General features: G+C 33.5%; 24 protein-coding genes. 13 read left to right on the top strand and 11 right to left on the bottom strand.

The annotated features are described in order from the left end of the window. The first annotated feature begins 1 nt into the window (after position 1). The 6 genes from GSY47_RS20415 (at position 2) to GSY47_RS20390 (ending at position 6,453) form a co-directional block, all read left to right on the top strand. A complete protein-coding gene (locus GSY47_RS20415) occupies positions 2 to 910 on the top strand; it encodes an ABC transporter ATP-binding protein (RefSeq protein ID WP_179007838.1) in 909 nt (302 codons plus the stop codon). Then, the gene (locus tag GSY47_RS20410) at positions 910 to 1,650 is read left to right on the top strand and encodes an ABC transporter ATP-binding protein (protein WP_179007836.1); all 741 of its coding nucleotides are present in this window, start codon (positions 910 to 912) and stop codon (positions 1,648 to 1,650) included. The genes GSY47_RS20415 and GSY47_RS20410 overlap by 1 nt, the downstream gene beginning before the upstream one ends. 9 nt (positions 1,651 to 1,659) lie before the next feature. Then, entirely contained in the window at positions 1,660 to 2,766 is a 1,107-nt protein-coding gene (locus tag GSY47_RS20405) for an ABC transporter permease (RefSeq protein ID WP_179007834.1), read from the top strand. Then, positions 2,763 to 3,881 carry an ABC transporter permease gene (locus tag GSY47_RS20400; RefSeq protein WP_179007832.1) on the top strand — a complete coding sequence of 373 codons (1,119 nt, stop codon included), beginning with the start codon at positions 2,763 to 2,765 and terminating at the stop codon, positions 3,879 to 3,881. Before GSY47_RS20405 ends, GSY47_RS20400 begins: the two co-directional genes overlap by 4 nt. A gap of 72 nt (positions 3,882 to 3,953) precedes the next feature. After that, positions 3,954 to 5,357 carry an aminopeptidase P N-terminal domain-containing protein gene (locus GSY47_RS20395; RefSeq protein WP_179007830.1) on the top strand — a complete coding sequence of 468 codons (1,404 nt, stop codon included), beginning with the start codon at positions 3,954 to 3,956 and terminating at the stop codon, positions 5,355 to 5,357. A 136-nt stretch (positions 5,358 to 5,493) separates the two neighbouring features. After that, complete coding sequence (locus GSY47_RS20390; protein ID WP_179007828.1) at positions 5,494 to 6,453, top strand: quinone oxidoreductase family protein; 960 nt, start codon at positions 5,494 to 5,496, stop codon at positions 6,451 to 6,453. A gap of 114 nt (positions 6,454 to 6,567) precedes the next feature. Here the strand turns inward: GSY47_RS20390 and GSY47_RS20385 are convergent, their stop codons facing one another. The 3 genes from GSY47_RS20385 to GSY47_RS20375 all read right to left on the bottom strand — a co-directional run bounded on the left by GSY47_RS20385 (position 6,568) and on the right by GSY47_RS20375 (position 10,000). Then, positions 6,568 to 7,656, bottom strand: a complete 1,089-nt coding sequence (locus GSY47_RS20385; RefSeq protein WP_179007826.1) for a DUF6630 family protein — start codon at positions 7,654 to 7,656, stop codon at positions 6,568 to 6,570. A gap of 7 nt (positions 7,657 to 7,663) precedes the next feature. Further along, on the bottom strand, positions 7,664 to 8,365 hold the full coding sequence (locus tag GSY47_RS20380; protein ID WP_179007824.1) for an SMI1/KNR4 family protein: 702 nt from the start codon (positions 8,363 to 8,365) through the stop codon (positions 7,664 to 7,666). 75 nt (positions 8,366 to 8,440) lie between these two features. Next, positions 8,441 to 10,000: an NAD(P)/FAD-dependent oxidoreductase gene (locus GSY47_RS20375; RefSeq protein WP_179007822.1), complete on the bottom strand. Its 1,560-nt coding sequence runs from the start codon at positions 9,998 to 10,000 to the stop codon at positions 8,441 to 8,443. 408 nt (positions 10,001 to 10,408) lie between these two features. On the opposite strand from GSY47_RS20375, the gene GSY47_RS20370 reads away from it, so the two are divergent. Next, a complete protein-coding gene (locus tag GSY47_RS20370; RefSeq protein ID WP_179007820.1) occupies positions 10,409 to 10,648 on the top strand; it encodes a hypothetical protein in 240 nt (79 codons plus the stop codon). 129 nt (positions 10,649 to 10,777) lie between these two features. On the opposite strand, the gene recQ is transcribed toward GSY47_RS20370, so the two are convergent. Then, positions 10,778 to 12,973, bottom strand: coding sequence for a DNA helicase RecQ (recQ, locus tag GSY47_RS20365; RefSeq protein WP_109190573.1), 2,196 nt, complete (start codon positions 12,971 to 12,973; stop codon positions 10,778 to 10,780). 86 nt (positions 12,974 to 13,059) lie between these two features. Here recQ and GSY47_RS20360 point away from each other — a divergent pair, with 86 nt between their 5' ends. From GSY47_RS20360 to lptB, 4 genes are all read left to right on the top strand, one after another. Further along, positions 13,060 to 14,025 (top strand): KpsF/GutQ family sugar-phosphate isomerase, encoded by a 966-nt coding sequence (locus GSY47_RS20360; RefSeq protein WP_179007818.1) that lies wholly within the window; start codon positions 13,060 to 13,062, stop codon positions 14,023 to 14,025. Then, positions 14,025 to 14,840, top strand: a complete 816-nt coding sequence (gene tatC / locus GSY47_RS20355) for a twin-arginine translocase subunit TatC (RefSeq protein WP_179007816.1) — start codon at positions 14,025 to 14,027, stop codon at positions 14,838 to 14,840. Before GSY47_RS20360 ends, tatC begins: the two co-directional genes overlap by 1 nt. Continuing rightward, complete coding sequence (locus GSY47_RS20350; RefSeq protein WP_179007814.1) at positions 14,833 to 15,183, top strand: carboxymuconolactone decarboxylase family protein; 351 nt, start codon at positions 14,833 to 14,835, stop codon at positions 15,181 to 15,183. The genes tatC and GSY47_RS20350 overlap by 8 nt, the downstream gene beginning before the upstream one ends. A gap of 90 nt (positions 15,184 to 15,273) precedes the next feature. After that, positions 15,274 to 16,014, top strand: a complete 741-nt coding sequence (lptB, locus tag GSY47_RS20345) for an LPS export ABC transporter ATP-binding protein (RefSeq protein ID WP_008464443.1) — start codon at positions 15,274 to 15,276, stop codon at positions 16,012 to 16,014. A 160-nt stretch (positions 16,015 to 16,174) separates the two neighbouring features. Here the strand turns inward: lptB and GSY47_RS20340 are convergent, their stop codons facing one another. Further along, entirely contained in the window at positions 16,175 to 17,029 is an 855-nt protein-coding gene (locus tag GSY47_RS20340) for a glycoside hydrolase family 25 protein (RefSeq protein ID WP_179007812.1), read from the bottom strand. Positions 17,030 to 17,039: 10 nt separating this feature from the next. Continuing rightward, positions 17,040 to 17,756: a CDP-alcohol phosphatidyltransferase family protein gene (locus GSY47_RS20335; RefSeq protein ID WP_179007810.1), complete on the bottom strand. Its 717-nt coding sequence runs from the start codon at positions 17,754 to 17,756 to the stop codon at positions 17,040 to 17,042. Between the two features lie 191 nt (positions 17,757 to 17,947). On the opposite strand from GSY47_RS20335, the gene GSY47_RS20330 reads away from it, so the two are divergent. Both GSY47_RS20330 and GSY47_RS20325 read left to right on the top strand, forming a co-directional pair. After that, positions 17,948 to 19,015 carry a putative type IX sorting system protein PorV2 gene (locus tag GSY47_RS20330; RefSeq protein ID WP_246611366.1) on the top strand — a complete coding sequence of 356 codons (1,068 nt, stop codon included), beginning with the start codon at positions 17,948 to 17,950 and terminating at the stop codon, positions 19,013 to 19,015. Between the two features lie 35 nt (positions 19,016 to 19,050). Next, positions 19,051 to 20,187 (top strand): lipoprotein N-acyltransferase Lnb domain-containing protein, encoded by a 1,137-nt coding sequence (locus GSY47_RS20325; protein WP_179007808.1) that lies wholly within the window; start codon positions 19,051 to 19,053, stop codon positions 20,185 to 20,187. Here the strand turns inward: GSY47_RS20325 and GSY47_RS20320 are convergent, their stop codons facing one another. From GSY47_RS20320 to GSY47_RS20300, 5 genes are all read right to left on the bottom strand, one after another. Further along, entirely contained in the window at positions 20,188 to 21,582 is a 1,395-nt protein-coding gene (locus GSY47_RS20320) for a sugar transferase (RefSeq protein WP_179007806.1), read from the bottom strand. 59 nt (positions 21,583 to 21,641) lie between these two features. Then, positions 21,642 to 22,994, bottom strand: a complete 1,353-nt coding sequence (locus GSY47_RS20315) for an O-antigen ligase family protein (RefSeq protein ID WP_179007804.1) — start codon at positions 22,992 to 22,994, stop codon at positions 21,642 to 21,644. After that, the gene (locus tag GSY47_RS20310) at positions 22,984 to 24,093 is read right to left on the bottom strand and encodes a glycosyltransferase family 4 protein (RefSeq protein WP_179007802.1); all 1,110 of its coding nucleotides are present in this window, start codon (positions 24,091 to 24,093) and stop codon (positions 22,984 to 22,986) included. The genes GSY47_RS20315 and GSY47_RS20310 overlap by 11 nt, the downstream gene beginning before the upstream one ends. Then, positions 24,090 to 25,208, bottom strand: a complete 1,119-nt coding sequence (locus tag GSY47_RS20305) for a glycosyltransferase (protein WP_179007800.1) — start codon at positions 25,206 to 25,208, stop codon at positions 24,090 to 24,092. The genes GSY47_RS20310 and GSY47_RS20305 overlap by 4 nt, the downstream gene beginning before the upstream one ends. A gap of 198 nt (positions 25,209 to 25,406) precedes the next feature. Beyond that, positions 25,407 to 26,549, bottom strand: a complete 1,143-nt coding sequence (locus GSY47_RS20300; RefSeq protein WP_179007798.1) for a glycosyltransferase family 4 protein — start codon at positions 26,547 to 26,549, stop codon at positions 25,407 to 25,409. Positions 26,550 to 26,577: the final 28 nt, after the last annotated feature.

Here is a 26,577-nt window from a genome sequence, read left to right as displayed (position 1 = left end):
CATGGAATCTGTAATTGTAAAAAATATCACGAAAGTTTACGGCAAAGAGAAAAAAATAGCTGTTGACCATGTTTCTTTTTCGGTAAGCAAAGGCGAACTTTTTGGGCTTATCGGTCCTGATGGTGCGGGTAAAACCAGTATTTTCAGAATCCTGACTACGGTTTTATTACCTGACGGCGGCGAGGCTTCGATTGACGGGTTGGATGTAGTAAAAAATTATAAAGAAATCAGAAGCACCATTGGCTACATGCCGGGGAAATTTTCTTTGTATCAGGATTTAACTATTGAAGAAAACCTCAACTTTTTTGCCACTTTGTTTGGGACCACCATTCAGGAAAATTACGATTTGATTAAAGATATTTATATTCAGATTGAACCATTTAAAGACCGAAGAGCAGGAAAACTTTCGGGCGGAATGAAACAAAAACTGGCATTGTGCTGTGCTTTAATTCATAAACCGAATGTATTATTCCTGGACGAACCTACAACCGGAGTGGATCCCGTTTCCAGAAAGGAATTTTGGGAAATGCTGAAACGTCTAAAACAGCAAAATATCACGATTATAGTTTCGACACCTTACATGGACGAAGCCAATTTATGTGACAGAATTGCACTTATTCAGGGCGGTAAAATTTTACAAATGGATACGCCTCAAAATATTATAAAAAGTTATCCTGATTCTTTATTTGCTGTTAAAGCCAACAACATGCATAAACTATTGCCTTTTTTAACGGAATATCCCGAACGAAAAGGAAGTTATGCTTTTGGTGAATATGCTCATTTTTCATTCAACGGAAATCCAGATGTTTCTGCCTTAGAAAAATACTTAAAAGAAAAAGGATTGGAAAACATCGAAATTAAAAATGCAGAAGTAACAATAGAAGACAGTTTTATAAAACTATTGAGTTGATGGAAAACAAAGTAATTATTTGCAAAGGATTAACAAAGCGTTTTGGAGATTTTATCGCCGTTGACAATATTACGTTTGAAGTCCAAAAGGGAGAAATATTTGGATTTCTAGGAGCCAACGGTGCGGGAAAAACGACTGCCATGCGAATGCTTTGCGGTTTGTCTAAACCAACTTCCGGAGAAGCTAATATTGCAGGTTTTGATGTTTATAAAGAAACGGAGAAAATCAAAAAGAATATTGGTTATATGAGTCAGAAATTCTCCTTGTATGATGATTTAACCGTTTTGGAAAACATTAATTTTTTCGCTGGAATTTATGGCTTATCAGATGCTGAAATTAAATCGAATAGTCAATCCTTAATAGAAAGTTTAGGAATGCAGGATTTGGCAGATAAACGTGTGGGCTCACTCCCGTTAGGATGGAAACAAAAACTGGCATTTTCAACAGCCATTATCCATAAACCTGAAATTGTGTTCTTAGACGAACCAACGGGCGGAGTTGATCCGCTTACACGAAGACAATTTTGGGATTTAATTTATGAAGCTTCCGGCAACGGAATTACCATTTTTGTGACCACACACTATATGGACGAAGCCGAATATTGCGACCGTGTTTCGATTATGGTCGATGGCAGAGTCGAAGCTTTAGAAAGTCCTTCAAACCTAAAAAAACAATTTAATGTCGGCAGTATGGATGAGGTGTTTTATCATCTTGCCCGAGAAGCAAAACGCGGCGAATAACAAACGAATATGAAACAGTTTTTTACCTTCATCAATAAAGAATTTCTGCATGTACTGCGGGACAGAAAGACACTGCTTATACTTTTCGGAATGCCGGTGGTTCAAATTTTAATTTTTGGTTTTGCGCTTACCAATGAAGTAAAAAACTCAAAAATTGTAGTGGTTGATTATGCAAAAGATGTGGCATCTAAAGAAATTATCAATAAAATTGAAGCCAGCAGATACTTTGAAATCGATCATATTTTATCTGGAACAAACGAGCTTGAAACTGCCTTTAAAACTGGAAAAATAAAAATGGCTGTTGTTTTCCCTGAAAACTTCAACAGCAATCTGTTACATCAAAACAAAGCCCAAATCCAAATAATTGCCGACGCTTCAGATCCAAATCAGGCGACAACCCTGACCAATTATGCGTCCTCTATTATTGCCGATTATCAATCCCAAATGAATCAGCTTAATTTGGCTCCTTATCGCATTCAGCCACAAATCAAAATGCTTTATAATCCACAGTTAAAAGGCGCTCCGAATTTTGTTCCCGGCGTTATGGCATTAATTTTAATGCTGATCTGCGTAATGATGACAGCGATCTCTATTGTAAAAGAAAAAGAAATGGGAACTATGGAAATTCTCTTGGTTTCTCCGTTTAAATCTATTTTGGTTATTCTTTCTAAAGCGGTTCCTTATCTTATCTTGTCTACCATAAATGTAGCTTCCATCTTATTATTAAGCTTCTTTGTTTTAGAACTTCCGATAAAAGGAAATCTATTTTTACTTTTTTCAGAAAGTATTTTATTTATCATAACTTGTTTAACATTGGGCATTTTCATTTCAGTCAAAACCGATTCCATGCAGACTGCGATGTTACTTTCTCTTATGGGAATGCTCCTTCCTACTTTATTGTTCAGCGGTTTTATGTTTCCCGTTGAAAATATGCCGATTCCGCTGCAGATTTTTTCCAACATTGTTCCTGCAAAATGGTATTACATTATTGTAAAAAGAATTATGATTGAAGGTCTTGGTTTTGCTGCGGTTTGGAAAGAAACTTTAATTCTTATCGGAACTACCATTTTTTTACTATTCATAAGCCTCAAAAGCTTTAAAATCCGAATGTCATGAGAATATTACGTTTTTTACTAATCAAAGAATTCAAACAGATATTCCGTAATCGGGCTATTTTGGCCATCATTTTAGCCATGCCGGTTATCCAGCTTATTATCTTACCATTGGCAGCTAATTATGAAGTTAAAAATATCAATCTGGCGGTTATAGACAACAATCATTCCGACTATTCTAGAGATTTAATTACTAAAGTTACTTCATCGGGATATTTCAGACTTACAGGATATTCGCAATCCTATCGTAAAGCACTGCATTTGGTTGAAGAAGATAAGGCTGATATTATACTGGAGATTCCTAAAAACTTTGAAAAAGAATTACTGACCGAAAACCAGCAACAGCTTTTTATCACCATAAATGCTGTAAACGGTACAAAAGCAGGACTTGGAGGCGGTTACATTTCTTCGATAATTCAGGAATACAACAATCAAATTCGGGTAAAAAATATTGTTCCGGATAAATTCAATCCAATGCCTGCTATTGAGATTACCTCTTCAAACTGGTATAATCCTAATTTAAATTATCAGCTTTATATGGTGCCAGGCGTTTTAGCAATGTTGGTAACACTTGTTGGCGGATTTCTTTCTGCATTAAATATTGTAAAAGAAAAAGAAGGCGGAACCATCGAACAGATTAATGTTTCTCCCATAAAAAAATATCATTTTATATTAGGGAAATTAATTCCGTTTTGGATTTTAGGAAATGTAGTTTTTGGTTTAGGCTTGATTGTTTCGTGGATTTTTTATGGCATTGTGCCTCTCGGAAGCATCTTGCTTTTATATGGATTTGTTGTACTATATCTTTTAGCCATTTTGGGCTTTGGTCTTTTGGTTTCCACTTTTTGTGAGACACAGCAACAAGCCATGCTGATTATGTTTTTCTTTATTATGATTTTTGTTTTAATGGGTGGCCTTTTTACTTCGATAGACAGCATGCCGGAATGGGCTAAAACGGTTTCCAGATTTAATCCTGTAAGTTATTTTATCGATGTCATGCGAATGGTTATTATTAAAGGAAGTACTTTTCAGGATATAAAACCTCACATGCTTATTATTATCTGTTTTGCAATTGTTCTAAATTTTGCTGCGGTTTTGAATTATAGAAAAACATCTTGATCGTTTTGCTTCACTTTTTTTGTAATTTGCATAGATTTAAAAATCAAAAATCATCAACCAAAAATCAAAAAAATGAAGCAATTTCTATTATTGTTTGTCTTTATTATTAGCTTTTCCGGAATTCATTCACAGGAAAATTTGCCAACAGATTTCCTATCAAAAGAATTTCACAAAGGCCGCCGTGAAGCTTTTAGAAATTTAATGCCCGCCAATTCGGTTGCCGTAGTTTTTTCTTATCCCGAAAGAGTATTTTCAAAAGACATTAATTATACGTATCACGCAAATCCTGATCTATATTACTTAACTGGTTACAAAGAACCAGATGCCGTTTTATTGCTTTTTAAAGAACCGCAAGGGGATGAAAAATATACTGAAGTTCTTTTTGTGAGAGAAAGAAATGCTGCGCAGGAAACCTGGACAGGTAGACGTTTAGGTGTTGAAGGTGCAAAATCTAAATTAGGTTTTACCACTGTTTATAACGGAAAAGATTTTAATACTTTCGTCATTGACTTCAAAAAATTTGATAAAATTATCTACGATAAAATTCCAACAGACCTCGGGAAAAATAAAACAGGTTTTGATCTTTTTGGCTTAATTGAATCGTTCAAATCTAAAGCTTCCATTAAAACTGATGATGAAGCACCTGTAATGCTTTTTAATACGATCACTAATTCTTTAAGAGAAATAAAAACTCCTGAAGAAATAGACTTAATGCGAAAATCGGTTAAACTTTCCTGCATTGCACATAATGAAGTAATGAAAGCGGTTGGGCCAGACATGAGCGAAAACGAAGCAGACGGAATCCACAGATACATTCACAGACATTATGGAGCCGAAGATGAAGGTTATCCACCGATTGTTGGCGCTGGAGCAAATGGCTGTATTTTACACTACGGAGAAAACAATGCAACCAAAATGGACAATCAATTATTGCTGATGGATGTTGGTTCTGAATACCACGGTTATTCTGCCGATGTGACCCGAACTGTTCCTGCTAACGGAAAATTTAGCGAAGAACAAAAAGCAATCTACCACTTGGTTTATGAAGCTCAGGAAGAGGTTTTTAAAATTTGCAAAGTCGGAACCCCCTTTCAGGATTTAAATAAAAAAGCAAGAGAAGTGATTACAACCGGATTAATCAAATTAGGAATTATTACAGATCCAAAAGACGTTAAAATTTATTATCCGCACAGCTGTTCGCACTTTCTTGGTTTAGATGTTCACGATAAAGGAAATTATATGAGCACCTTAAAAGAAAACATGATTTTTACTGTTGAACCAGGAATTTATATTCCAGCAAACAGTAAATGTGATAAAAAATGGTGGAACATCGGTGTTCGAATAGAAGATGATATTTTAATCACCAAAAATTCATACGAAAACCTTTCTGCAGAATCACCAAGAAAATGGCAAGATGTTGAAGCTTTAGCTAAACAGAAAAGCACTTTTAATGAGATGAAGTTTCCTAAAATCTAGTTTTTTATAGCCACGAATTCACGAATTATTTTTTTTCAATATTTATTATATGATAATTCGTGAATTCGTGGCTATAAAAACTTTTCAATCTGAAAATGAATTTTCACGTACTTTGTATTCTTAAACACATTACAAAATGAAAGCACTTACCTTCTCTACTTTTGGAGATTCAGATGTTTTAGAATATATAGAAATTCCAAATCCGCAATTGAAAAACGACGAGATTCTGGTCGAAATGAAAGCCATAGGGTTAAATTTTGCAGATGTTTACCGCCGAAAAGGAAATTATCACTTAAAAGGAAATCCACCTTTTATTGCCGGTTACGAAGGTGCCGGAATTGTAATTGATGCAAATAACCATCCGGAATATAAAATTGGTGATCGTGTGGCTTTCGCCGATGTTCCTTTTGCTAATGCAGAATTGGTTGCCGTTAATGTAAATCATGTTTTGCCTTTACCCGAAAGTATTTCGTTTGAAACTGCTTCTTCGGTTTTATTACAAGGTTTGACCGCTCATTATTTAGCTACTGACAGTCACAAAACAGCAAAAGGAGAAACCGTTTTAATTCATGCCGTTGCCGGCGGAGTTGGACAGATTCTAACGCAAATCAGCAATCTTTTAGGCGCAACTGTTATCGGTTTAACCTCATCTGCTGATAAAGCTAAAATCGGATTTGAACAAGGCGCGGATTATGTTTTTCTTTATAATGAGGATTGGAAAGCTGAGGTTTTCAAAATTACTCCAAAAGGCGTTGACGCTGTCTATGACAGTATTGGAAGTACGTTAATGGAAAGTTTCGAAGTAACCAAAGAATGCGGACAAGTGATTTTCTTCGGAATGGCGGGCGGAGATCCTGCACCAGTCGATCCAAGAATGTTAATGGACGGTTCCAAAACTTTAACAGGAGGCGATTTATGGAGTTATTTAACTTCTAAAGAAGAAAGAATCAAAAGAGCAACTCAGCTATTCCATTGGATTAGCGAAGGTAAAATCAAACTTTCAGAACCCACTTCTTTCAAATTATCCGAAGGAAAACTGGCACATGATTTTCTGGAAAGCAGAAAAAGCACAGGGAAAATAATTTTGATACCCTAAATTTTTCTGCCACGAATTCACGAATTTTATTTTTAAAATCTATGCGCAAAGTTTTCAAATAAATTCGTGAATTGCTTCGCCAGTTCGCTATCGCTCGGGTCGTAGCTATTTCTCTTAAAGCTGGTTAATTTCAATCTTTGTCAATTCAGACAATTCTAAAATTCTTTCCACTTCATCTTTATTGGCTATAAAAAACAGATAATTATCACCAAAAGTCTCATAAGTCAATAGTTCCAGATTGGATTTTGCTAGCTCTGATTGAATGTATGGAAACAAATCGTGGCTGTAGGTTTCTTCGGGATAATCGAATTTGAAATCTTCACCAAGCATTTCAGAAATGAAATATTCGGCATCTTCAGGATCAAACTTCCAGTCGCTGTTCCAGGCATCAATACTTTCAAAAAAAGCAAAGTGTTGTTCTGTACTTTCGTAATCTTCTTTGGTATCATCGTTGAAATTTTCAAAAAGATTTTCAGCATATTCATTAAGTGCCTCTTCTTCAATAGTGCCTCTCGAAACCAGATTAACAAACTCTTTAAAATCTTCGATAGTTGCATTTTCATCCAACAATACGCTTTCAGAAGAAGGAAGTTCTACCGTTTTGGGAATTTCAAGATTTAGATATTCACAGATCCCCTGTAAAACCAATTTAAAATCTTTAATGCCGATTTCCTGAGTTTCATTTTTAGGCGTGTTAAAATCAAGAAATTCAGAGTCTAATAATCCTTTTGTATAATCTAAAAAATGACTGCTGGAGTATAAAATCCTAATATCGTTTATTTCTAAACTATTGGTACAACAAAAGAAAATCATGAAGTTATTGATAACACGATTAAAGTGTTTCTTCATTTCCTGACTCGGCTGAGAATAAAAGTGAATATGAATAAAATCATACTCTAATCCTTCCTGAATCATTTCCTCCGTTAAAGTTCCAATATTCAGTTTTTTATAAAGTTCATTTAAAACCTCATAAACATTATTAAATCCTGATTTTTTAACTTCTGCTCTTCCCACTTCATGATCTAATGAATACGGAATGGAATACAAATTGACAAAAACGGAATCCGGAATTCCTTTTACTTTAAATTCTAAACTATTCGACTCATTATATAAATAATTGTAAATCGGATTTATAACATCAAAAGAAATGATGGATTGCGGATCGTTATTTCTATTAAATATATTAGCAAAGAAATTTTTCATGAAAGGTTTATTCGTTCGAATATTTAAAACTTTTATTCATTTTATCAAAAGGAATCACTTCATTAACGATAGATTCTAATTCATGATCCGTTAACAAACCTCTTGCCGTTTCTACTATTTTGGGAGAAACATTAATTTCGTAATCGATAATTTCGCGTTTTAGAATAGACTCTAAAATCTCGTTCTGACGCTCTGTTAAATATTTTTTATGAGATTTAAAAACCGATTCTAAGTCACTTCTAAATTCTTCGTCACTCAGTTCATTATACAAATCCTGTTGTGACATATCGATCAATAAAACTTTAAAAATAAAATCCTGAAGGTTTTTAGCTAGATAATTGACTTCATTAGAATCGTGCCATACAAAAACAATTGGTACATCTCCATTTTCTTCTTCGTTTAGAAAAAAGCAATAATGATCTCCACCACCACTTTTTGCAAACGGAATAAATTTAAATTCGGGATTTATATTTCGATAATCTTCTGGATCTCTCAGTTCTTCTATTTCCTCAGCAACCGATTTCAAATTGAGAGATTCAAAATCGTAAGAATGCAAAAGTAAAGGCGGATTATCTTTTAAAGTTGGATAAACTTCTGTAAACCAATTTGGGCCGTATTCTCCAACATCCAGCATACCATCGGCATCTAGTTGTTTGTATAGAAGTGGATATTCGAATCCGTATTTTGTTTCAATGTCTTTTATAGTCATCTTTGGGGCAATTTCTATTAGAATCAAACCACTAAGATAACAATCTTTTTACTACATGAAAAATCCTGAGGTCAATTATTTCAAGGACTCCGCAATCATCAAGGCACATTTTTCGCCATCAATGGCCGCAGAAATGATTCCACCGGCATAACCAGCACCTTCTCCGCAAGGATATAATCCTTTGATTTGCAAATGCTCGTAAGTCATAGGATCTCGCGGAATTCTAACTGGCGATGAGGTTCTGCTTTCCGGCGCATGTAAAATTGCTTCATTGGTTAAATACCCTTTCATTGATTTACCAAAATCCTGAAATCCCTGACGCATAATCTGAGTTAAGAAACCCGGGAAAACCTGTCCCAATTCTACTGAAGTAGTTCCTGGAACATAAGAGGTTTTTGGAATATCTGCCGAAACTTTGCTTTTTGTAAAATCGATCATTCGTTGTGCTGGAACTTTTTGAGTTTCCCCAGCCAAATGCCATGCTTTTTGTTCGATACTTTTTTGAAATTCCATTCCGGCCAAAGCACCAAATTTGGCAAAAGGTTTGAAATCTTCCAATTTCAATTCGACCACAATTCCTGAATTGGCTGTAGACTGATCACGTTTAGATGGCGACCAACCGTTTGTAACCACTTCACCCGGACTTGTAGCACAAGGCGCAATTACACCACCCGGACACATACAGAACGAATACATCCCGCGACCGTTTACTTGTTTTACAATCGAGTATGGAGCCGGAGGTAAATGTTCTCCACGGAAATCACAGCTGTATTGAATACTGTCAATAAGTTCTTGCGCATGTTCTGCACGAACGCCTAAAGCAAAAGGTTTTGCTTCTATTAAAATTTTCTTTTTATCTAATAATTCAAAAATATCACGCGCCGAATGTCCTGTTGCTAAAATCAATTTATTCGCATGAATCTTATCTCCATTCTGCTTTACAATTCCTTCGACTTCATTATTTTTTACTAAAATATCATCCACACGGGTTTCAAATAAAACCTGCCCGCCAAATTCTCTAATTTTTTCGCGGATATCTTCGATAATTTTAGGTAATTTATTTGTTCCAATATGCGGATGGGCTTCAACCAAAATATCTTCTGAAGCACCAAAAGCAACCAAAAGCTCTAAAATTCTGGTTACATCACCTCGCTTTTTAGAACGAGTGTATAATTTACCGTCAGAATACGTTCCTGCTCCACCTTCCCCAAAACAATAATTAGAATCTTCATTTACTATATGTTCACGATTAATTGCTTTTAAGTCACGTCGGCGTCCTCGAACGTCTTTTCCTCTTTCGAGTACAATTGGCTTTAAGCCTAATTCAACCAATTGTAAAGCAGCAAAAAGTCCCGCTGGACCAGCACCGACTACAATTACTTCTTGTGCGTTTGAGACGTCTTTATATTTTGGAAGTTCAATTTTCGTTTCCTGAAAAGGTTCGCCTTTCAAATAAATAACTACTTTCAAGTTGATTTTAATCGCTTTCTGACGTGCATCAATTGAGCGTTTTAAAATAGAAACATGCTGAATTTCTTTTGGAGAAACTTTAATCTGCTTAGACAAATGGTCTTTTAGCAATGATTCGTTTGCAGCAATTTCGGGTGTAACTTGAAGTAAAAGTTCTTTAGGCATTTTTTCGTTTTTATTCTATTAGCTTTTCTTTCTATGAAAAGAAGATGCAAAAGTACTATTTTGAACTGACTTTATGTAATTAACCGCAAAGTACGCTAAGTTTTTTGAGCATGGTTTTCTAAAAACATAAAGTTCGCAAAGCTTTGTGTTGATTTAGCTTTGCGAACTTTGTCTTTTCTATGCGTAATGAAAAATTAAATCTTAGCGTACTTTGCGGTTAATTATGCCACAAATTTTCTCCTCTTAAAATCTTTACTATTCTTTTTTTGCCACTGATTATTTGGATTAAAAAGTTAGACGCACTGCGGTGCGTCTCTACAGCAAAAATCTAAGAATCTTAGAAACTCAGAATCTTTAAGAAACACTTTGTACCTTTACAACTTTAAACCTTTTGCACCTTTAAAAAAAATGTCTAGAAAAATAAAACTAATTTGGGATTTCCGAGGACCTGCTTCAGCTAAAACTGCTGAACATCATGAAATCCATTTGAAAGAATATATTGTAATCGAAAAACTACCTTTAAATATCACAGGTTTTTCAATCGTAAATGATATGCATGCAACCGCTTTTATGGTGGTTACTGACGAAAATATGATTCAGGTTAGAGATGCTTTGAAACCGCATCGAGGGGAAATTTATACTGAGTAAAATTCCAAAAAAATAAATTCTTTAAAAAGAAAATTCCAAATTCCAAGTTTTCTATAGCATTGGAATTTGGAATTTTTATTTTGAATATCACCCTAAAGGATTGGAATTTGGAATTTCTAAAATTGGAATTTAGTTCGCTACTTCGCTAATAAACTTAATACGCATTAAACGTAATTCATCAATATCATAATCGCCATCGAATTCTTTTAGAGCATCTTCGATTTTATCCGATTCTGATTCCATAAAGTAATCATGAATTTCTTCCTGCTGATCATCATCAAGCATATCATCAATCCAATATTTGATATTTAATTTAGTTCCGGAATACACGATTTGCTCCATTTCTTTAATTAAAGCATCCATTGTTAATCCTTTTGCAGAAGCAATGTCGTTCAATGGTAATTTTCGGTCGATATTCTGAATGATATATAATTTATTGGCAGAATTTACTCCAGTAGATTTAACAACTAAATCGTCTGGACGAATGATATCATTATCTTCTACATAACGAGCAATTAAAGCCACAAATTCGCTTCCGTATTTTTTAGCTTTTCCTTCACCAACACCATGAATATTATATAATTCTTGTATGGTTATCGGATATTTCAAAGCCATATCTTCAAGAGAAGGATCCTGAAAAACCACGAAAGGAGGAACTCCCAATTTTTTGGCGACTTTTTTACGAAGCTCGCGAAGCATTCCTGTCAGAACTTCATCGGCTGTACCGGAAGATTTACCGCCAGTGACAATAGTTTCATCGTCAGCTTCAGTATATTCATGATCTTCAGACATCATGAACGAAGATGGATTTTTGATAAAATCTAAACCTTCCTGAGTAATTTTAATCACTCCATATGTTTCGATGTCTTTTGACAATAGTCCCGTTACCAAAACCTGTCTCAACAACGCCATCCAGTATTTTTCGTCATGATCTGAACCTGAACCAAAATAAGGTTGTGTATCGGTTTTGTGTGCTTTAATAACCGCGTTAATACGACCTATTAAAGTAAACACAATTTCTTTTGATTTGTAAATGTGTTTGGTGTCGCGAACAATTTCGAGTAATTTAACCACTTGTTCTTTTGCTTCCACCTTATGTTTCGGATTACGAACGTTGTCATCCATATCGGCTCCTTCACCGGTTTCGCTGTCAAATTCTTCTCCGAAATAATGAAGAAGAAACTTTCTGCGTGACATCGACGTTTCGGCATAGGCCACCACCTCTTGTAAAAGCGCAAAACCAATTTCCTGCTCCGCAACTGGTTTTCCGGACATAAATTTCTCTAACTTTTCTACATCCTTATAAGAGTAATAAGCTAAACAATGTCCTTCTCCTCCGTCACGGCCTGCACGACCTGTTTCCTGATAGTAACTCTCTAACGATTTAGGAATATCATGATGAATTACAAAACGAACGTCTGGTTTATCAATTCCCATCCCGAAAGCGATTGTTGCTACAACGACATCTACATCTTCCATCAAAAACATATCCTGATGTTTGGCACGGGTTTTAGCATCCAATCCTGCGTGATAAGGAACAGCGCTGATTCCGTTTACTTGTAAAACTTCGGCAATCGATTCTACTTTTTTACGGCTTAAGCAGTAAATAATTCCGGATTTGCCTTTATGCTGTTTGATAAATCGAATAATATCCGATTCAATATTTTTAGTTTTTGTACGAACTTCATAATACAAGTTCGGTCTGTTGAATGATGCTTTAAAAGTGTTGGCATCAGACATATCAAGGTTTTTCAGGATATCTTCCTGAACTTTTGGAGTCGCAGTTGCAGTTAAACCAATAATTGGCACTTTACCCAATTGCTTGATAATATGTCTCAGATTTCGATATTCAGGTCTAAAATCATGACCCCATTCTGAAATACAGTGGGCTTCATCGATTGCAACAAAAGAAATAGGCACACTTTGCAGGAAAGAGACATATTCTTCTTTAGTTAAAGATTCAGGGGCTACATACAAAAGCTTAGTTAATCCAGAAGTAATATCTTTTTTAACCTGAGCAATTTCTGTTTTGGTAAGAGATGAATTTAATACGTGTGCAATTCCATTTTCAGACGAAAGACTTCGAATGGCATCAACCTGGTTTTTCATCAAGGCAATCAGAGGAGAAACAACAATTGCTGTTCCATCCTGAATTAAAGCGGGTAATTGATAACAAAGAGACTTTCCACCGCCGGTTGGCATAATTACGAAAGTATTCGTTTTACCTAAAATACTCGTAATGACTTGCTCCTGCAAGCCTTTAAATTGGCTAAAGCCGAAATACTTCTTTAATTCTTTATGTATTTCAATTTCGTTTGAATTCATTCTCTATATTAACTGTATTTTGTATAAATTTGCAACACATAAAGATACAACTTTCTTTTATACATACAAATTTTAAATATTCTGATTTGATCTCAAAAGAAAATATATTGGCGATAGCTAAAAAAACAATACTCTCTGAAAGTGAAGCAATTACAAAACTAATTGATTTTCTGGACGAAAATTTCTACGAAGCAGTTCAGCGTATCTATGAAACCAAAGGCCGTCTAATCGTTACCGGCATCGGAAAAAGCGCCATCATTGCTCAAAAAATGGTTGCGACTTTTAACTCTACGGGAACACCATCAATGTTTCTGCATGCCGCAGAGGCCATTCATGGTGATTTGGGAATGATTCAAAACGAAGACATTATTATATGTATTTCTAAAAGCGGCAACAGTCCTGAAATTAAGGTCTTAGTCCCGTTATTAAAACGATTTGGAAATACCCTGATCGCTATTACAGGAAATACCACTTCATTTCTGGCAAAAGGTTCTGATTTCGTTTTAAATACAACTGTTAATACCGAAGCCTGCCCTATCAATTTAGCTCCAACAAACAGCACAACAGCACAGCTTGTTATGGGTGATGCATTGGCAGTTTGCTTAATGGAAATGCGAGATTTTAAACCTGAAGATTTTGCGGTTTATCATCCTGGAGGTGCTTTAGGAAAAAAACTTTTGCTTCGTGTAAAAGATATGATCGAGCATTCCTTAAAACCAGCTGTTACTCCGGATACTTCAATCAAAAAAGCAATTTTCGAAATTTCTGAAAAAAGATTAGGAGTTACTGCTGTAATTGAAGACAATAAAATTATCGGAATTATTACAGATGGAGACATCCGAAGAATGCTAAACGACGTAGATACTATAGCAGATTTAACAGCAAAAGATATTATGTCTAAGAATCCAAAAATAGTTTCGTCTGAAACTATGGCAGTGGATGCTTTAAACATTTTAGAAGACTTTTCGATTACACAATTAATCGTTGCGGATAATGGAGAATACAAAGGCGTATTACATTTACATGACATTTTAAAAGAAGGAATAGTATAATGGCAAAGAAAAATCTTGGCGAAATGTCATTTTTGGATCATCTTGAAGAATTAAGATGGTTATTGGTTAGAAGTACACTTGCAACAATTATTATGGCAATTGTTACTTATTTTATTAGTGATTATTTATTTGATCAAATTATTTTAGGTCCAATCAGACCAACGTTTTTTACTTACGTTTGGTTTTGCGACTTATCGCATTCATTGGGATTTGCAGACAGTATTTGCATTACGGAACTGAATTTCATTATTCAGAATACTGAAATGGAAGGTCAGGTTAATATCTTCGTATGGATGTGTATCCTGGCAGGTTTTATCCTAAGTTTTCCTTATATTTTATGGGAAATCTGGAAATTTATCAGTCCCGCTCTTTATGAGAAAGAAAGAAAAAATGCGAAATTATTCATTTTCGTTTCTTCTTTACTTTTCTTTTTAGGAGTATTATTTGGGTATTTCGTAGTAATTCCAATGTCTGTAAACTTCGTGGCAACCTTCTCTGTAAGTGATGTTGTAAAAAATCAATTCACGCTTGAGTCTTATATGGGAATGGTAAAAACGAGCGTTCTTGGAAGTGCTATATTTTTTGAACTTCCGATTGCTATTTATTTCTTAACTAAATTAGGATTAGTAACTCCTGAATTCTTAAGAAAATATTGGAAATATGCCGTTGTACTTATTTTGATTATTGCCGCAATCGTGACGCCGCCAGATGTTGTGAGTCAAACTATTGTTGCAATTCCAATGTTAATCATATACGAATTAAGTATATGGATTTCGAAGATTGTTTATAAAAATAAAATGAAAGAAGATGCCTGATATCATTCAAGAATTTAACGACTACCGTTCTAAAATGAACGAAAAACTGCTTGCTGACAACAATAAAATTGTAAAGAGAATTTTTAATCTTGACACTAATGCTTATGCAGAAGGCGCTCTTGATGTAAAAACAAAAGAACTTCTTGGGTTAGTTGCATCAACAGTTTTAAGATGCGACGACTGTGTAAAATACCATTTGGAAACGAGTTATAAAGAAGGCGTTTCTAAAGAAGAAATGATGGAAGCGATGGGAATTGCGACTCTTGTTGGAGGAACTATCGTAATTCCGCATTTAAGAAGAGCTTACGAATTCTGGGAAGCACTTGAAGAAAGTGGAAAATAAATAATTGTTAATACGTTTAACTGTTGAATCGTTTATTTGTTAATTTGCAACGAATAAACGATTTATCGATTAAACGATTAAACTTTAAAAATGAAATTAAGAGCCGATAATTTAATCAAAACTTATAAAGGACGTAGTGTTGTAAAAGGAATTTCTGTTGAGGTAAATCAAGGAGAAATCGTGGGGCTTTTGGGGCCAAATGGAGCTGGAAAAACAACGTCTTTCTACATGATTGTGGGATTGGTAAAACCAAATCAAGGGAATATTTTTCTTGATGATTTGAATATTACCGATTATCCTATGTACAAACGTGCACAGCAGGGAATTGGTTATTTAGCACAGGAAGCTTCTGTTTTTAGAAAATTAAGTATTGAAGATAATATCTTAAGCGTTTTACAATTGACAAAACTTTCTAAAGAAGCTCAAATCGCTAAAATGGAAAGTTTAATTGAAGAATTCAGTTTAGAACATATTCGTACCAACCGAGGCGATTTACTTTCGGGAGGTGAGCGTCGTCGTACCGAAATTGCCCGTGCATTGGCAACCGATCCAAAGTTTATTTTGTTGGATGAGCCTTTTGCCGGAGTTGACCCGGTTGCGGTTGAGGACATTCAAAGAATTGTTGCACAATTAAAAAACAAAAATATCGGAATCTTAATTACCGATCACAACGTTCAGGAAACTTTAGCAATCACTGATAAAACGTATCTAATGTTTGAAGGAGGAATTCTAAAAGCTGGAGTTCCAGAAGAATTGGTCGAAGACGAAATGGTTCGTAGAGTGTATCTTGGACAAAACTTCGAACTTCGTAAAAAGAAACTTGAATTCTAGTATTTCAGTGGTCAGTTTTTAAGTGATCAGTCATTTGAAAGTAATTTAGTGGTCAGTTTTTTAGTCATCAGTTTGAAGCTGAATACTAAAAAACTGATTTTTTTTGACATAAACTGATTACTTAAAATCTGAATACTGAACACTTTTTTAGGACTGAACACTATTCTACAGTAATAAAATGTAATTGTTCTAAGTCGCCGTTGTAAATATTCACATCAACACGATGTTTAATTCCCGGCAAAGAAGCTTTTTCTGTGAATTGCCAGAACAACCAGTCATCTTCAATTTTTTCCCTATAGAAATTATAATTGGCTATCCAGAATAAATAATCTCCGAATTCTTCTTTTAAGAAATCAGCATAATATCTTTCTCCCGAATAAATAATTGGGCGAACCTGATAATGTTTTTCTACTTTATTCAGCCAACGTTTCAATCCTTTTTTCAAACTGTCTAAGGGTTGATTTTTTGGCAATTTTTCGATATCCAAAACCGGCGGAAGATCGCCTTTTTGCAATTTTACGGTTTTAATAAAAAGATCGGCCTGTTCTATAGAATTTTCATTTGGGCGATAATAATGGTAGGCTCCACGCATGATCTTATTTTCTTTTGCGCCTTCCCAGTTTCTTTTGAATTGTCTGTCAACTCTGTCATTTCCTGCTGTCGCACGAATAAACACAAACTGAACAGGATATTTTTCGTCCAGAATTTCGACTTCTTCCCAATCTACTTTTCCCTGAAATTCAGAAACGTCGATTCCAATTACTTTTCCTTTATGATTTTCGAGAACGCGAATGTTTCGCACATCCGAAAGATGTTTATCTACGGAATCTTCATCTAAAACTTTTTCAGATTTAAATCCGAGATAATACGCTAATCCTTTACGATAATGGTAAACGATTCCAATAAATAGAAGTGAAAATAATATTAGTAAAAGCCCTCTGAAAAGCCTGCTAAGAAAAGATCTTCCTGCTGGTTTTCGGGGATATGTTTTACGATAAGACGTTTTTCTTGCCATTACAACAGAACTACTTTTTCAAAAACAAATTATTGATGATAGACAATAAAACGTAGAAAATAATAATCAACGGAATTGCAATATACTGAAGCAAAATAACCATCAATATAGAAATAATCAAAAACACGATTTGAAGAACATTATCCTTCAAAGTAAACTTTTTTATTTTTAAAGCAAATAACGGAATTTCGGCATTCATAACATAAGCGCTGCATAACGTAATAACAAGCAAAACCCAAAAATTGCTTAAAACTTCAAACATCATTAGAGAATTTGAAAATTCTATAACCAAAGGAAGACTTAAAACAAATAATGCATTAGCAGGAGTTGGCAAACCAATAAATGAATCGGTTTGACGGGTATCGATATTAAAATTGGCTAATCTATAACAAGCGCCCAAAGTAATAATAAATCCTAAAAACGGAATGTATACTGACCCAACTACATCATGAGGATTAGCGCTTTTTAAAAACAAACTATACATCACATATCCTGGAACTACTCCACTTGTTACCATATCTGCCAAAGAGTCCAACTGCAAACCAAGAGGACTAGAAACTTTGAATAATCTGGCAAAAAAACCATCAAAAAAATCAAAAAAGATTCCTAAACAAACCATGTAAAAAGCCATTAAGAAATCGCCTTGAGAAATATAAACAATGGCTACGCAACCGCAGAAAAGATTAATTAAGGTAATTAGATTTGGAATGTGCTTTTTGATATTCATAGTTTGAAATTTTGATAATGGCAGAGAACAAATTTAGCATAATAACTCGATGCAAAACGAGTTTTTTTAATAGTTTTTTATTTCTGTTTGTTAGTTTCAGAATATTTGAAGAAACGAACTTAATAGCTGAGTAAAATATTATATTTTTGATAAAAATTTAAAACCTATACTGGTACATAAAAACAAGACTTTTGAAAAGACTTTTAGCATTTCTATTATTTTGGAGTTTTACTTCGCAATACGCTCAAACTATTCGAAAATATTCGAATGAGTTTATGAATATTGGTGTAGATGCGGCCGCTCTCGGAATGTCGAGTGCCGTAACTTCTTTTACAAATGATGTTAATGCTGTTTACTGGAATCCTGCAGGTTTAACGCATCTTGAAGATCATCAGATTGCATTGATGCATGCGAGTTATTTTGCCAATATAGCACAGTATGATTATATTGGTTATGCAAGTCCGATTGATGACAGAAGCGCTTGGGGAATTTCGATGATTCGTTTTGGTGTCGATGACATTATGGATACAACACAATTAATCGATAGTCAGGGAAATATTGATTACAACCGAATCCGTTTATTTTCTACTGCCGATTATGGTTTTACATTTTCATACGCCAGAAAACTTCCTGTCGAGGGCTTTCAATATGGTGTAAACGCAAAAGTGATTAGAAGAGTTATTGGAAAATTTGCCAATTCTTGGGGATTCGGATTTGACATTGGGATTCAATTCGAAAGAAATGACTGGAAATTCGGATTGATGCTTCGTGATATTACAACCACTTATAATGTCTGGAATATTGATGAAGAAGAATATGCTAAAATCGCTAATGCAATTCCGGGAGAAAACAACGAATTACCAGAAAGTACTGAGATTACTTTACCAAAAGCGCAATTAGGTGTTTCAAAAAGATTTGATTTTCATAACGAATGCAGTCTTTTGACTTCTGCAAACCTCAACATGAGATTTGAACAGACTAATGATATCATTTCATCAAAAGTAGTAAGTATAGACCCAGCTCTAGGGTTTGAATTTGGCTATACCGATTTAGTTTTCGTGAGAGCTGGTGCAGGAAATTTCCAAAACGTAACGCAATTGGATAATACTGAAAAAATTAGTTTCCAACCAAATATTGGTCTCGGATTTAAATATAAAGGAATTCAGATTGATTATGCTTTAACCGACTTAGGGAATCAAAGTACAGCCTTATATTCTAATATTTTTTCGATCAAAGTAGATTTGGGAATCTTTCGATAATTACAAAACCATAAAATCTTTTAAAATTTTAAAACATGAAAACTGTTCTGTTCAAAAAAACACTTTTTATTTTATTCTTCTTAGCTAGTTTTATTGGTTTCAGCCAAAGTTTGCCTTTATCTAAAGATGCTAAAATTAGTGTCCTAACCTGCGGCCTTGGAAATGAAAGTTATTCTTTATTTGGACATACTGGTATTCGGGTTTCGGATCCTGGAAATAATTTTGACGTGGTTTACAATTATGGAACTTTTGATTTTAGAACACCGAATTTCGTAATGAAATTTGCAAAAGGCGATTTACAGTATTTTGCTACTGTTCATTCTTTTGCCGATTTTTTAAATGAATATACTTATGAAAAAAGAAGTATCTACGAACAAGAATTATTAATTTCTTTAGCTTTAAAACAAAAACTTTTTGATCAATTAAACGCCGTTTTAGCTTCTGATGAACGTTATTATACTTATAAGTTTATTGACAAAAACTGCACTTCAATGGTTGTTGATGTGATCAATAAATCTATAGGTCAAGAAATAATTACAAAAAAAGGAGATACAGACAAAACCTACCGCTCTATTCTTTTTCCTTACTTTGACGGACATTTCTACGATCAATTGGGAACGAGTATTATTTTCGGAACCAAAGTAGATCAAATGGGAACCCGAATTTTTCTTCCTTTTGAATTGAAAAATAGTTTGGAGAAAACTACATTTCAAAATAAACCTTTGGTAAGTAAGTCTAAAACCTTGTTAGAATTTACGAAGGAAACTCCAAAATCTTTTTGGAATAACATTTATACTTATCTTTTTATTTTGGGTTTTGTGGTGTTAGCAAGAAATAAAACAGTCGACAAAATCTATCTTCTGATTTTATCTCTTATTGGAATATTCTTTGTTGTAATGGGATTTTATTCTTTTCACCAAGAACTGGCGATGAATTATAATGTACTGCTTTTCAGTCCGCTTTTATTGCTTTTGGTTTTGTTTTCTGTTTTCAAAAACAAACTATGGACGTATAGATTTTCACTAATCAACTTTGTGCTTTTAGTGATTTATTTTTTGTTTTTAATTAATAAAGCACATTTCTTTATCACTTTACCATTGATCATTACAAGTGGAGTAGTTTTAGTTAGAACTGGAATTCGCAATAAAAAACCAATTCCGATTATCATTTAACTATTGTCCTCTATAGAATAAAACTGTGGTAATTGTTTTGAAAGTAATACTCAAATCCAGAAAAATGCTTCTGTGTTTGATATAGTACAAATCGTATTGGAGTTTGATCAAACTCTCATCAATTGATTCACCGTAAGAATAATTCACTTGCGCCCAACCTGTAAGTCCAGGTTTAACAACGTGGCGAGTTTCATAGAAAGGCATTATTGCAGCGATTTCTTCCACAAAGAAAGGTCTTTCTGGTCTTGGCCCAATAACAGCCATATCACCTTTTAAAACATTAATAAATTGAGGTAGTTCGTCAATTCTTGATTTTCTCATAAATTTACCAAAAGGAGTCACTCTTTTGTCATCATGAGTTGCAAAAACGGCTCCGTTGGTTTCAGAATTTGCAGTCATTGTTCTAAACTTATAAATCTTAAAAACAACTCCGTTTTTACCTACTCTTTCCTGTGTATAAAAAAGACTCCCTTTATTGGCGAAGAAATTACCTATTGCAATTATCGGAATAAAAATGCCACAAAACACAAGTCCTACAAAAGAAAAGAAAAACTCCATTACTCTAATCAACAGCAAGTATAATCTGTTACTATTACTTCTACTAAAAGGGAAAAAACGATAAAAATCTCTCCCGATATAGTGCACTGGAATTCTCTGGGTTTTACTCTCGTATACCTGTGTATATTCGCGAATTACATTTCCGTTTTCTAATAAATGAAGTAACTGCTGGTATAAAGTGGCTGTTATACCGTCTGTTTTTTGTGACGCTATAACGATTTCAGAGACATTATTTTGGGTTACAAATGATTCTAAGTCCTCCTTTTTAACTTCTCTCACATAATGAAAGTCAAAATTTTCTATAGAATCTGTATCTGAATTCACAAAGCCAATTATTCTATAATGAGGATCGACATTTTCAAGTCCTATAACCAATTCTTCAACTTCACTTTGGTCACAAATCAAAACTACATTTTGTGCAAAACGATGTGAAGCAAGAAAATAGACATAAAATAAACGCCAAAGCAATAATGAACTTAAAACTGCAAAATAAAAAATAACAATAGCTAATCTCTGTTTAGGAAGTTCAGGAGATAAAAACGGCGTTAGCAGATATACTGTTACAGCCGTAATTGAAGTAAGAACAACACTTCGCAAAATTTGAAAGTGATTACTGGCCGTCTGAAGATCATACATTTCGAAAATAGTTCCAAAGACGAAAACATAACCAATCAATAAAAATGACTTTAAGTATTTACCATTTTCTAGAGCATAATATTGATAGTCGAAAAGTAAGCTGAGTAAAAGCAGCGCACTTAATATAAATGCGGCGTCAAAAAGAGAAAGTAGAACTTTTCTTTCTGAAATCTCGAAATGCATTTTTCTTTTTAAAGACATTTTTAAAGTTTGTTAGGGGCTTAAACTTGAGGCAAATGTATTATAAAAAATGAATTAACCTAATGAGGAGATTCTGTTTTTTCAGGATTTTTTATCTGAACAGAAAGAAGAGATAAACTATAAATAAATGCTGGCGCTGCTATTCGCATTGCCGCATGATTTATTGTAAGCATCCAAAAAACAAAGAAAGATAAAAAATACAAGTGCTGTCGATTATTGATGTATAGTGTGAAAGGAGTCAAAAAAAGTATAAAAAGACCAAAAATTCCAAACAAACCATGTTCACTAATCATTCTTGTAATTTCATTATGAGAAGCAACTTCTTGCCCTAGAGATTCTTTTCGTAATTCCTTTCCAATACCAACTCCAATTCCCATAATAGGATTTTCCAAAAACAATTCATAATCTGCATCCATAATAGCTTCTCTACCTCCCAATCGATCTTTTTTCTCTCTTCCTCTTGCGTCTTTATTAGCATATCTTTTTTCAATTAATCCCCTAGTCTGCATAGAAGTATATCCCCAAATTGCAAGTCCAGCAAAAAATGACAAAGCTATCACTATGCTAACTTTGGCTTTTCCCATAGCATTGGAGAATAAATAAAGGATCATTATTAAACATACAATCATTGCTACACCCGTAATTATCCCACCTCTAGAAAAAGTCGCAAGTCCTCGATAAGTTATAAAAACAAAGAGAATTCCATTAAGAAAAATCATTCCTTTAGATTTTGAAAAAAGAACTAATTGAGAAAAAAACACAAACATTCCGAGTCCTAAAATTGTAGAAACCTGATTAGGACCAAAACCTCCTGAAGTTTCAAAATTAGATTGGGTTCCTGTAACCACGTCTTTAATACTTGGATTAAAAAGAAAAAGATATACTACAGTTGAAATTATTGGCAACCCCATTACCTTTAGAATCTTTTGTAGATCTGTAAATAAAATTCTTCTTTTATACATATATAGAGAAGCAATTCCTAAACAAACTGGTCCAGACAAGTTAAACATTATAGCTTTTTTTAAATCAGTATCAAAATTAACTTCTGCGATTTCTCTTGCTACCAAAATACCTGGAATCAATAAGAGCAGGAACAAGCCATAAATTAATGAGCCCATTGCAAAATTCTTGTACAGCATTCCTATAATCATAAAGATAATGACACACAATTTTATATATTCATTATTTAAATTTCCTCCCGTCATCCTCAAAAAAACCTCAACACCTACTAAATAAGCCGATACTAATATTACTTCATGGTTACTATTTTTATTACGAATAACTAAATAAAAACCAACTACAGGAATTATAAGAGCGTAGATTTTTGACAATAATGGTATTGCAAACACTATTACTCCTATTATAACGTGAAGAAAAATAAGATAGGTGTATGATGTTGATTTATTTTCCATTTTCTTTTTTCTTTTTTAAAGCAGGTGATGCAAAAGAATTCAGCCATATCAAATAGTCTTCAATAACTTTTTCTTCACTATATGACTTAACCTTATCATATAATGCTTGCCCTAAATTTTCTCTAAGCTTTTCGTTCAAAATAAGTTTTTCAATTGCTTCTATTAATTGCTTTAGATTATTTGACTCTATAACAATTCCTTCTTTTTCTGAAGTAATTACATTTGAAATCTGCCCCACATTTGTGCTTACAACAGGAAGCTTGTGCTCCCCATATTCTAAAATTGCCAAAGGAAGTCCTTCTGACAATGAGGGCAACACAGCAATATTCGATTGCTTAAGAGCTGATGAGATATTATTGATTGTTCCATAGAAGAAAATCGTTTCTTCTAACTCTAAATCTACTATACTTTTTTTGATTCTTTCGGAATATTCATCATTAAAATCTTTCCCGAACAAATGAAAAGTCCAATCTGGATATTTTTTCTTTATAAAACTTGCGGCATCAATTAATAACTCATGATTTTTTTGCTGACGCAAGTTTGCCACACAAACAATTCTCTTGCCTATATTACCTTTTAAGTTCAAATTTTTACAAACATCTTGGGATTTCTCAATAAAATTTGGCAAATAGGTAACATTAGAGCAAAATAAATAACTCTCTGCCCATCTCTTTAAAAATAAATTTACAGAGATTACTCCTGCAAAAAAAAGTGAACCTATTCTCAAACTTACATTTTTTCTTGCTGATAAGTCTTGAGAAATTCCATAATGGTCATGCCAAATAATCATAATTTTGGGCAAAATCAATTTTAGAAGTATTGCTGTAAAAAAAGAAGAGCTGTGAGCATGAATAACATTTATATTGTTACTAATTGCATATTTCTTTAATCGTAGAATCGAATTCAAGTCAATTTTTTTCGTTTTTTTCAGAAACAAAAAAGAAACTTTAGGGTCTATTAAATCTAAAAGTCTTCCCTTTTTTCTTGTAGAAACCAGACCAGAGAATTCAATTTTCCTCGACAACGCATTAGCATAATTTACAGCCATTCGTTCAGCACCTCCTGGTTCTAAAGAATCTATTAGTTGAAGAACTCTCATCTGATAAACAATTTTTCTATTTCGTTTTCAAATCTATCAATTGTAAAATTATGTGACCATTCTAAAGACTGTGTGCTCATTTCCTTGAAAGAATTTTGATTCGAAATAAGATCTATAATTCTACTTGAATCCTTTTCCAGATCCATCTCTAATAAAATTCCTCTCTTTCCATAATCAAGCATAAAAGGAACACTTGAAACTTTAGTTGCGATTGGAACACATCCCCAAAACATTCCCTCTGCAACAGCTTTTGGCCAGCCTTCACTTTTAGAAGGCAGAATAACAAAATGACTTTTTTTATAAAATTGTTTTACAGTTTCTTTATTTTGATTTCCATGTAAAAAAACAAAATTTTCAAGTTTATTATTTTTTATATAGGCTTCTATATTTTTTCGTTCAATTCCTTCGCCAAAAATATGAAGTACCGCTTTCTTACCATTTTTTACTAATTCTTCAATAATTCTCACAGCATACATTGGATTTTTTCCAAGAACTAAACTTCCAACAAAGATGAAATTAGTTTCAACATCTACACTATTTTTAGCAATAATTTCTTTTTCAGACTCATGATATGTTGCCGTAAAAAAAGATTTAATATTTCTAGACTGATTTTCCCATTCACCATAAACCAAAACCTGCATGTTTCGAGTTAAAAATGTATTACTTAAAATCCATTTTTGTATACGATATGTTAAGGGCTGTTTACTTCTCGGATCCCAATTACCAGCATATTTTGCAGTTTTTTGCTTAGAAGGAAAAAGGATTTGAACTATACATCCTAACAATCCCATATTTCCTGGACACCTTAAATGAATGTGATCAGCATTCTTCATTACCCAAAATATTCTCCAAAGGATGATTGGAATTTTAAAAATGGAAAATATAATATTCTTAAAACTTGTAAGGTTAAAATCTGGCAACTTTACAAAATCAATTTCAGCCTTATTGTAAGGAATGTCTATTTCGGTTGGTTTATTTTTTACTAATGGTGCTACTATCACTAATTGGTCTACATATTTAGACCAAATATTCATTTCGCGAACATAAGGTGCATAACCGAAAAACCGGCTATCGCTTTTGAGATGAATAACATGTGTAATTATAGCGAATTTCATTAAACTCTATATTTTCGTAATAGCTAATATCATTTTAATATAATTTTTTGGAGAGCAAATTCAAATTACTCTATATAAAATTATTCCGTTCCATTTCAAGATATTTTTTCATTCTAATATAAGTGCTGTAAAACTGCTTTAATTATTTACAATCATACTTAAAGCAAACTCTTATTGACTTTAAAAAAATACAATATTTCACAAAAAACGGTTATAAAAGTCAATATTCTTATAAAGAATGGTAGTAAGTCCATACTTTTCGAGAACATCATGTCGTGCCTTTCTGCCCATCTCTTCTGTTTTCTTGCTATTTGATAAAACCCAAATAATCTTTTCAGCGATATCTTGAGGCATATAAGGATCGCATAACAATCCTGTCTCATAATCTTTTACTGCTTCTGGCCCTGGACCATATTTTGTAAAAACAACAGGTTTTTCCATAGCCATAGCCTCAGGAGCGACTAAGCCCTGTGTTTCCATGTGAGATGGAAATACACATACTGAAGCTTCAGAATATGCTTTTGGTATATCTTGATAAGGAATAGCTCCATGAAAATGAATATCTTTAACTATTTCTCCCAATTGTGGTAATTCTTTTTCTTCAAGCATTTTAATATAGGAACTTCCATCTGGAAAAAACCAATCTCTGCCATAAATTTCAAGAGTTGCATCTGAAAACTCTTTTTTAACAAATGGGAAAGCTTGTATTAGCTGCCTTATACCTTTCTTTTCGCATACTGTTCCTGCAAATACGATCTTGTTTCCTGCACTATGATTGGCTATTGGTTTAAAGAAATCTGTATCGATTGGATTACTTATATAGGCTATTGGTTTATTATGATAGCTCAAATATTTCTCTGTATGATTTTTGACATAATGTGAAACTGCAATAAATCCGTCGGCTTTTTTAAAAGATCTTTTTTCTTGAAATCCTTTCCATTTATTTATTTTTCTTTTTTCACTTTCTGCGAAAAAATGGTGACCACCGTGAAGCCTTATAATGTATTTAATCTCTTTTATTTTAGAAAGAAACGCAAGACCAAGTTCAGAAGCTTCTATAATCTGAATTGGATCTTGTTTATGAATTTCTCGAATTTTTAGATTGATCGCTTTAAAATTTAAATACCAAGAAAATCCTTTTACATTATTCTTTTTTAATCGATAAATATCTACACCATTTAGAGCTTCTATTTCATCATCTGAAGTATAATTAATTCCAACAACAGATACTTTTACATCATTTTTAACCAGTTCTTCGGCCATCGTTTTGACAAAAGTACCGATTCCTCCATGAGGAAAACCTTTTTTGGGATATTCATTTGTTAAAAAACAGATGTGCATTTAAAAGTATTTTTTTTTAAATCTTCAA

The organism is Flavobacterium quisquiliarum (genome assembly GCF_019308285.1).
GTDB classification, from domain to species: domain Bacteria; phylum Bacteroidota; class Bacteroidia; order Flavobacteriales; family Flavobacteriaceae; genus Flavobacterium; species Flavobacterium quisquiliarum.
The sequence above is the reverse complement of the archived record's forward strand: the minus strand, read 5'-3'. Positions and strand labels throughout refer to the sequence as shown.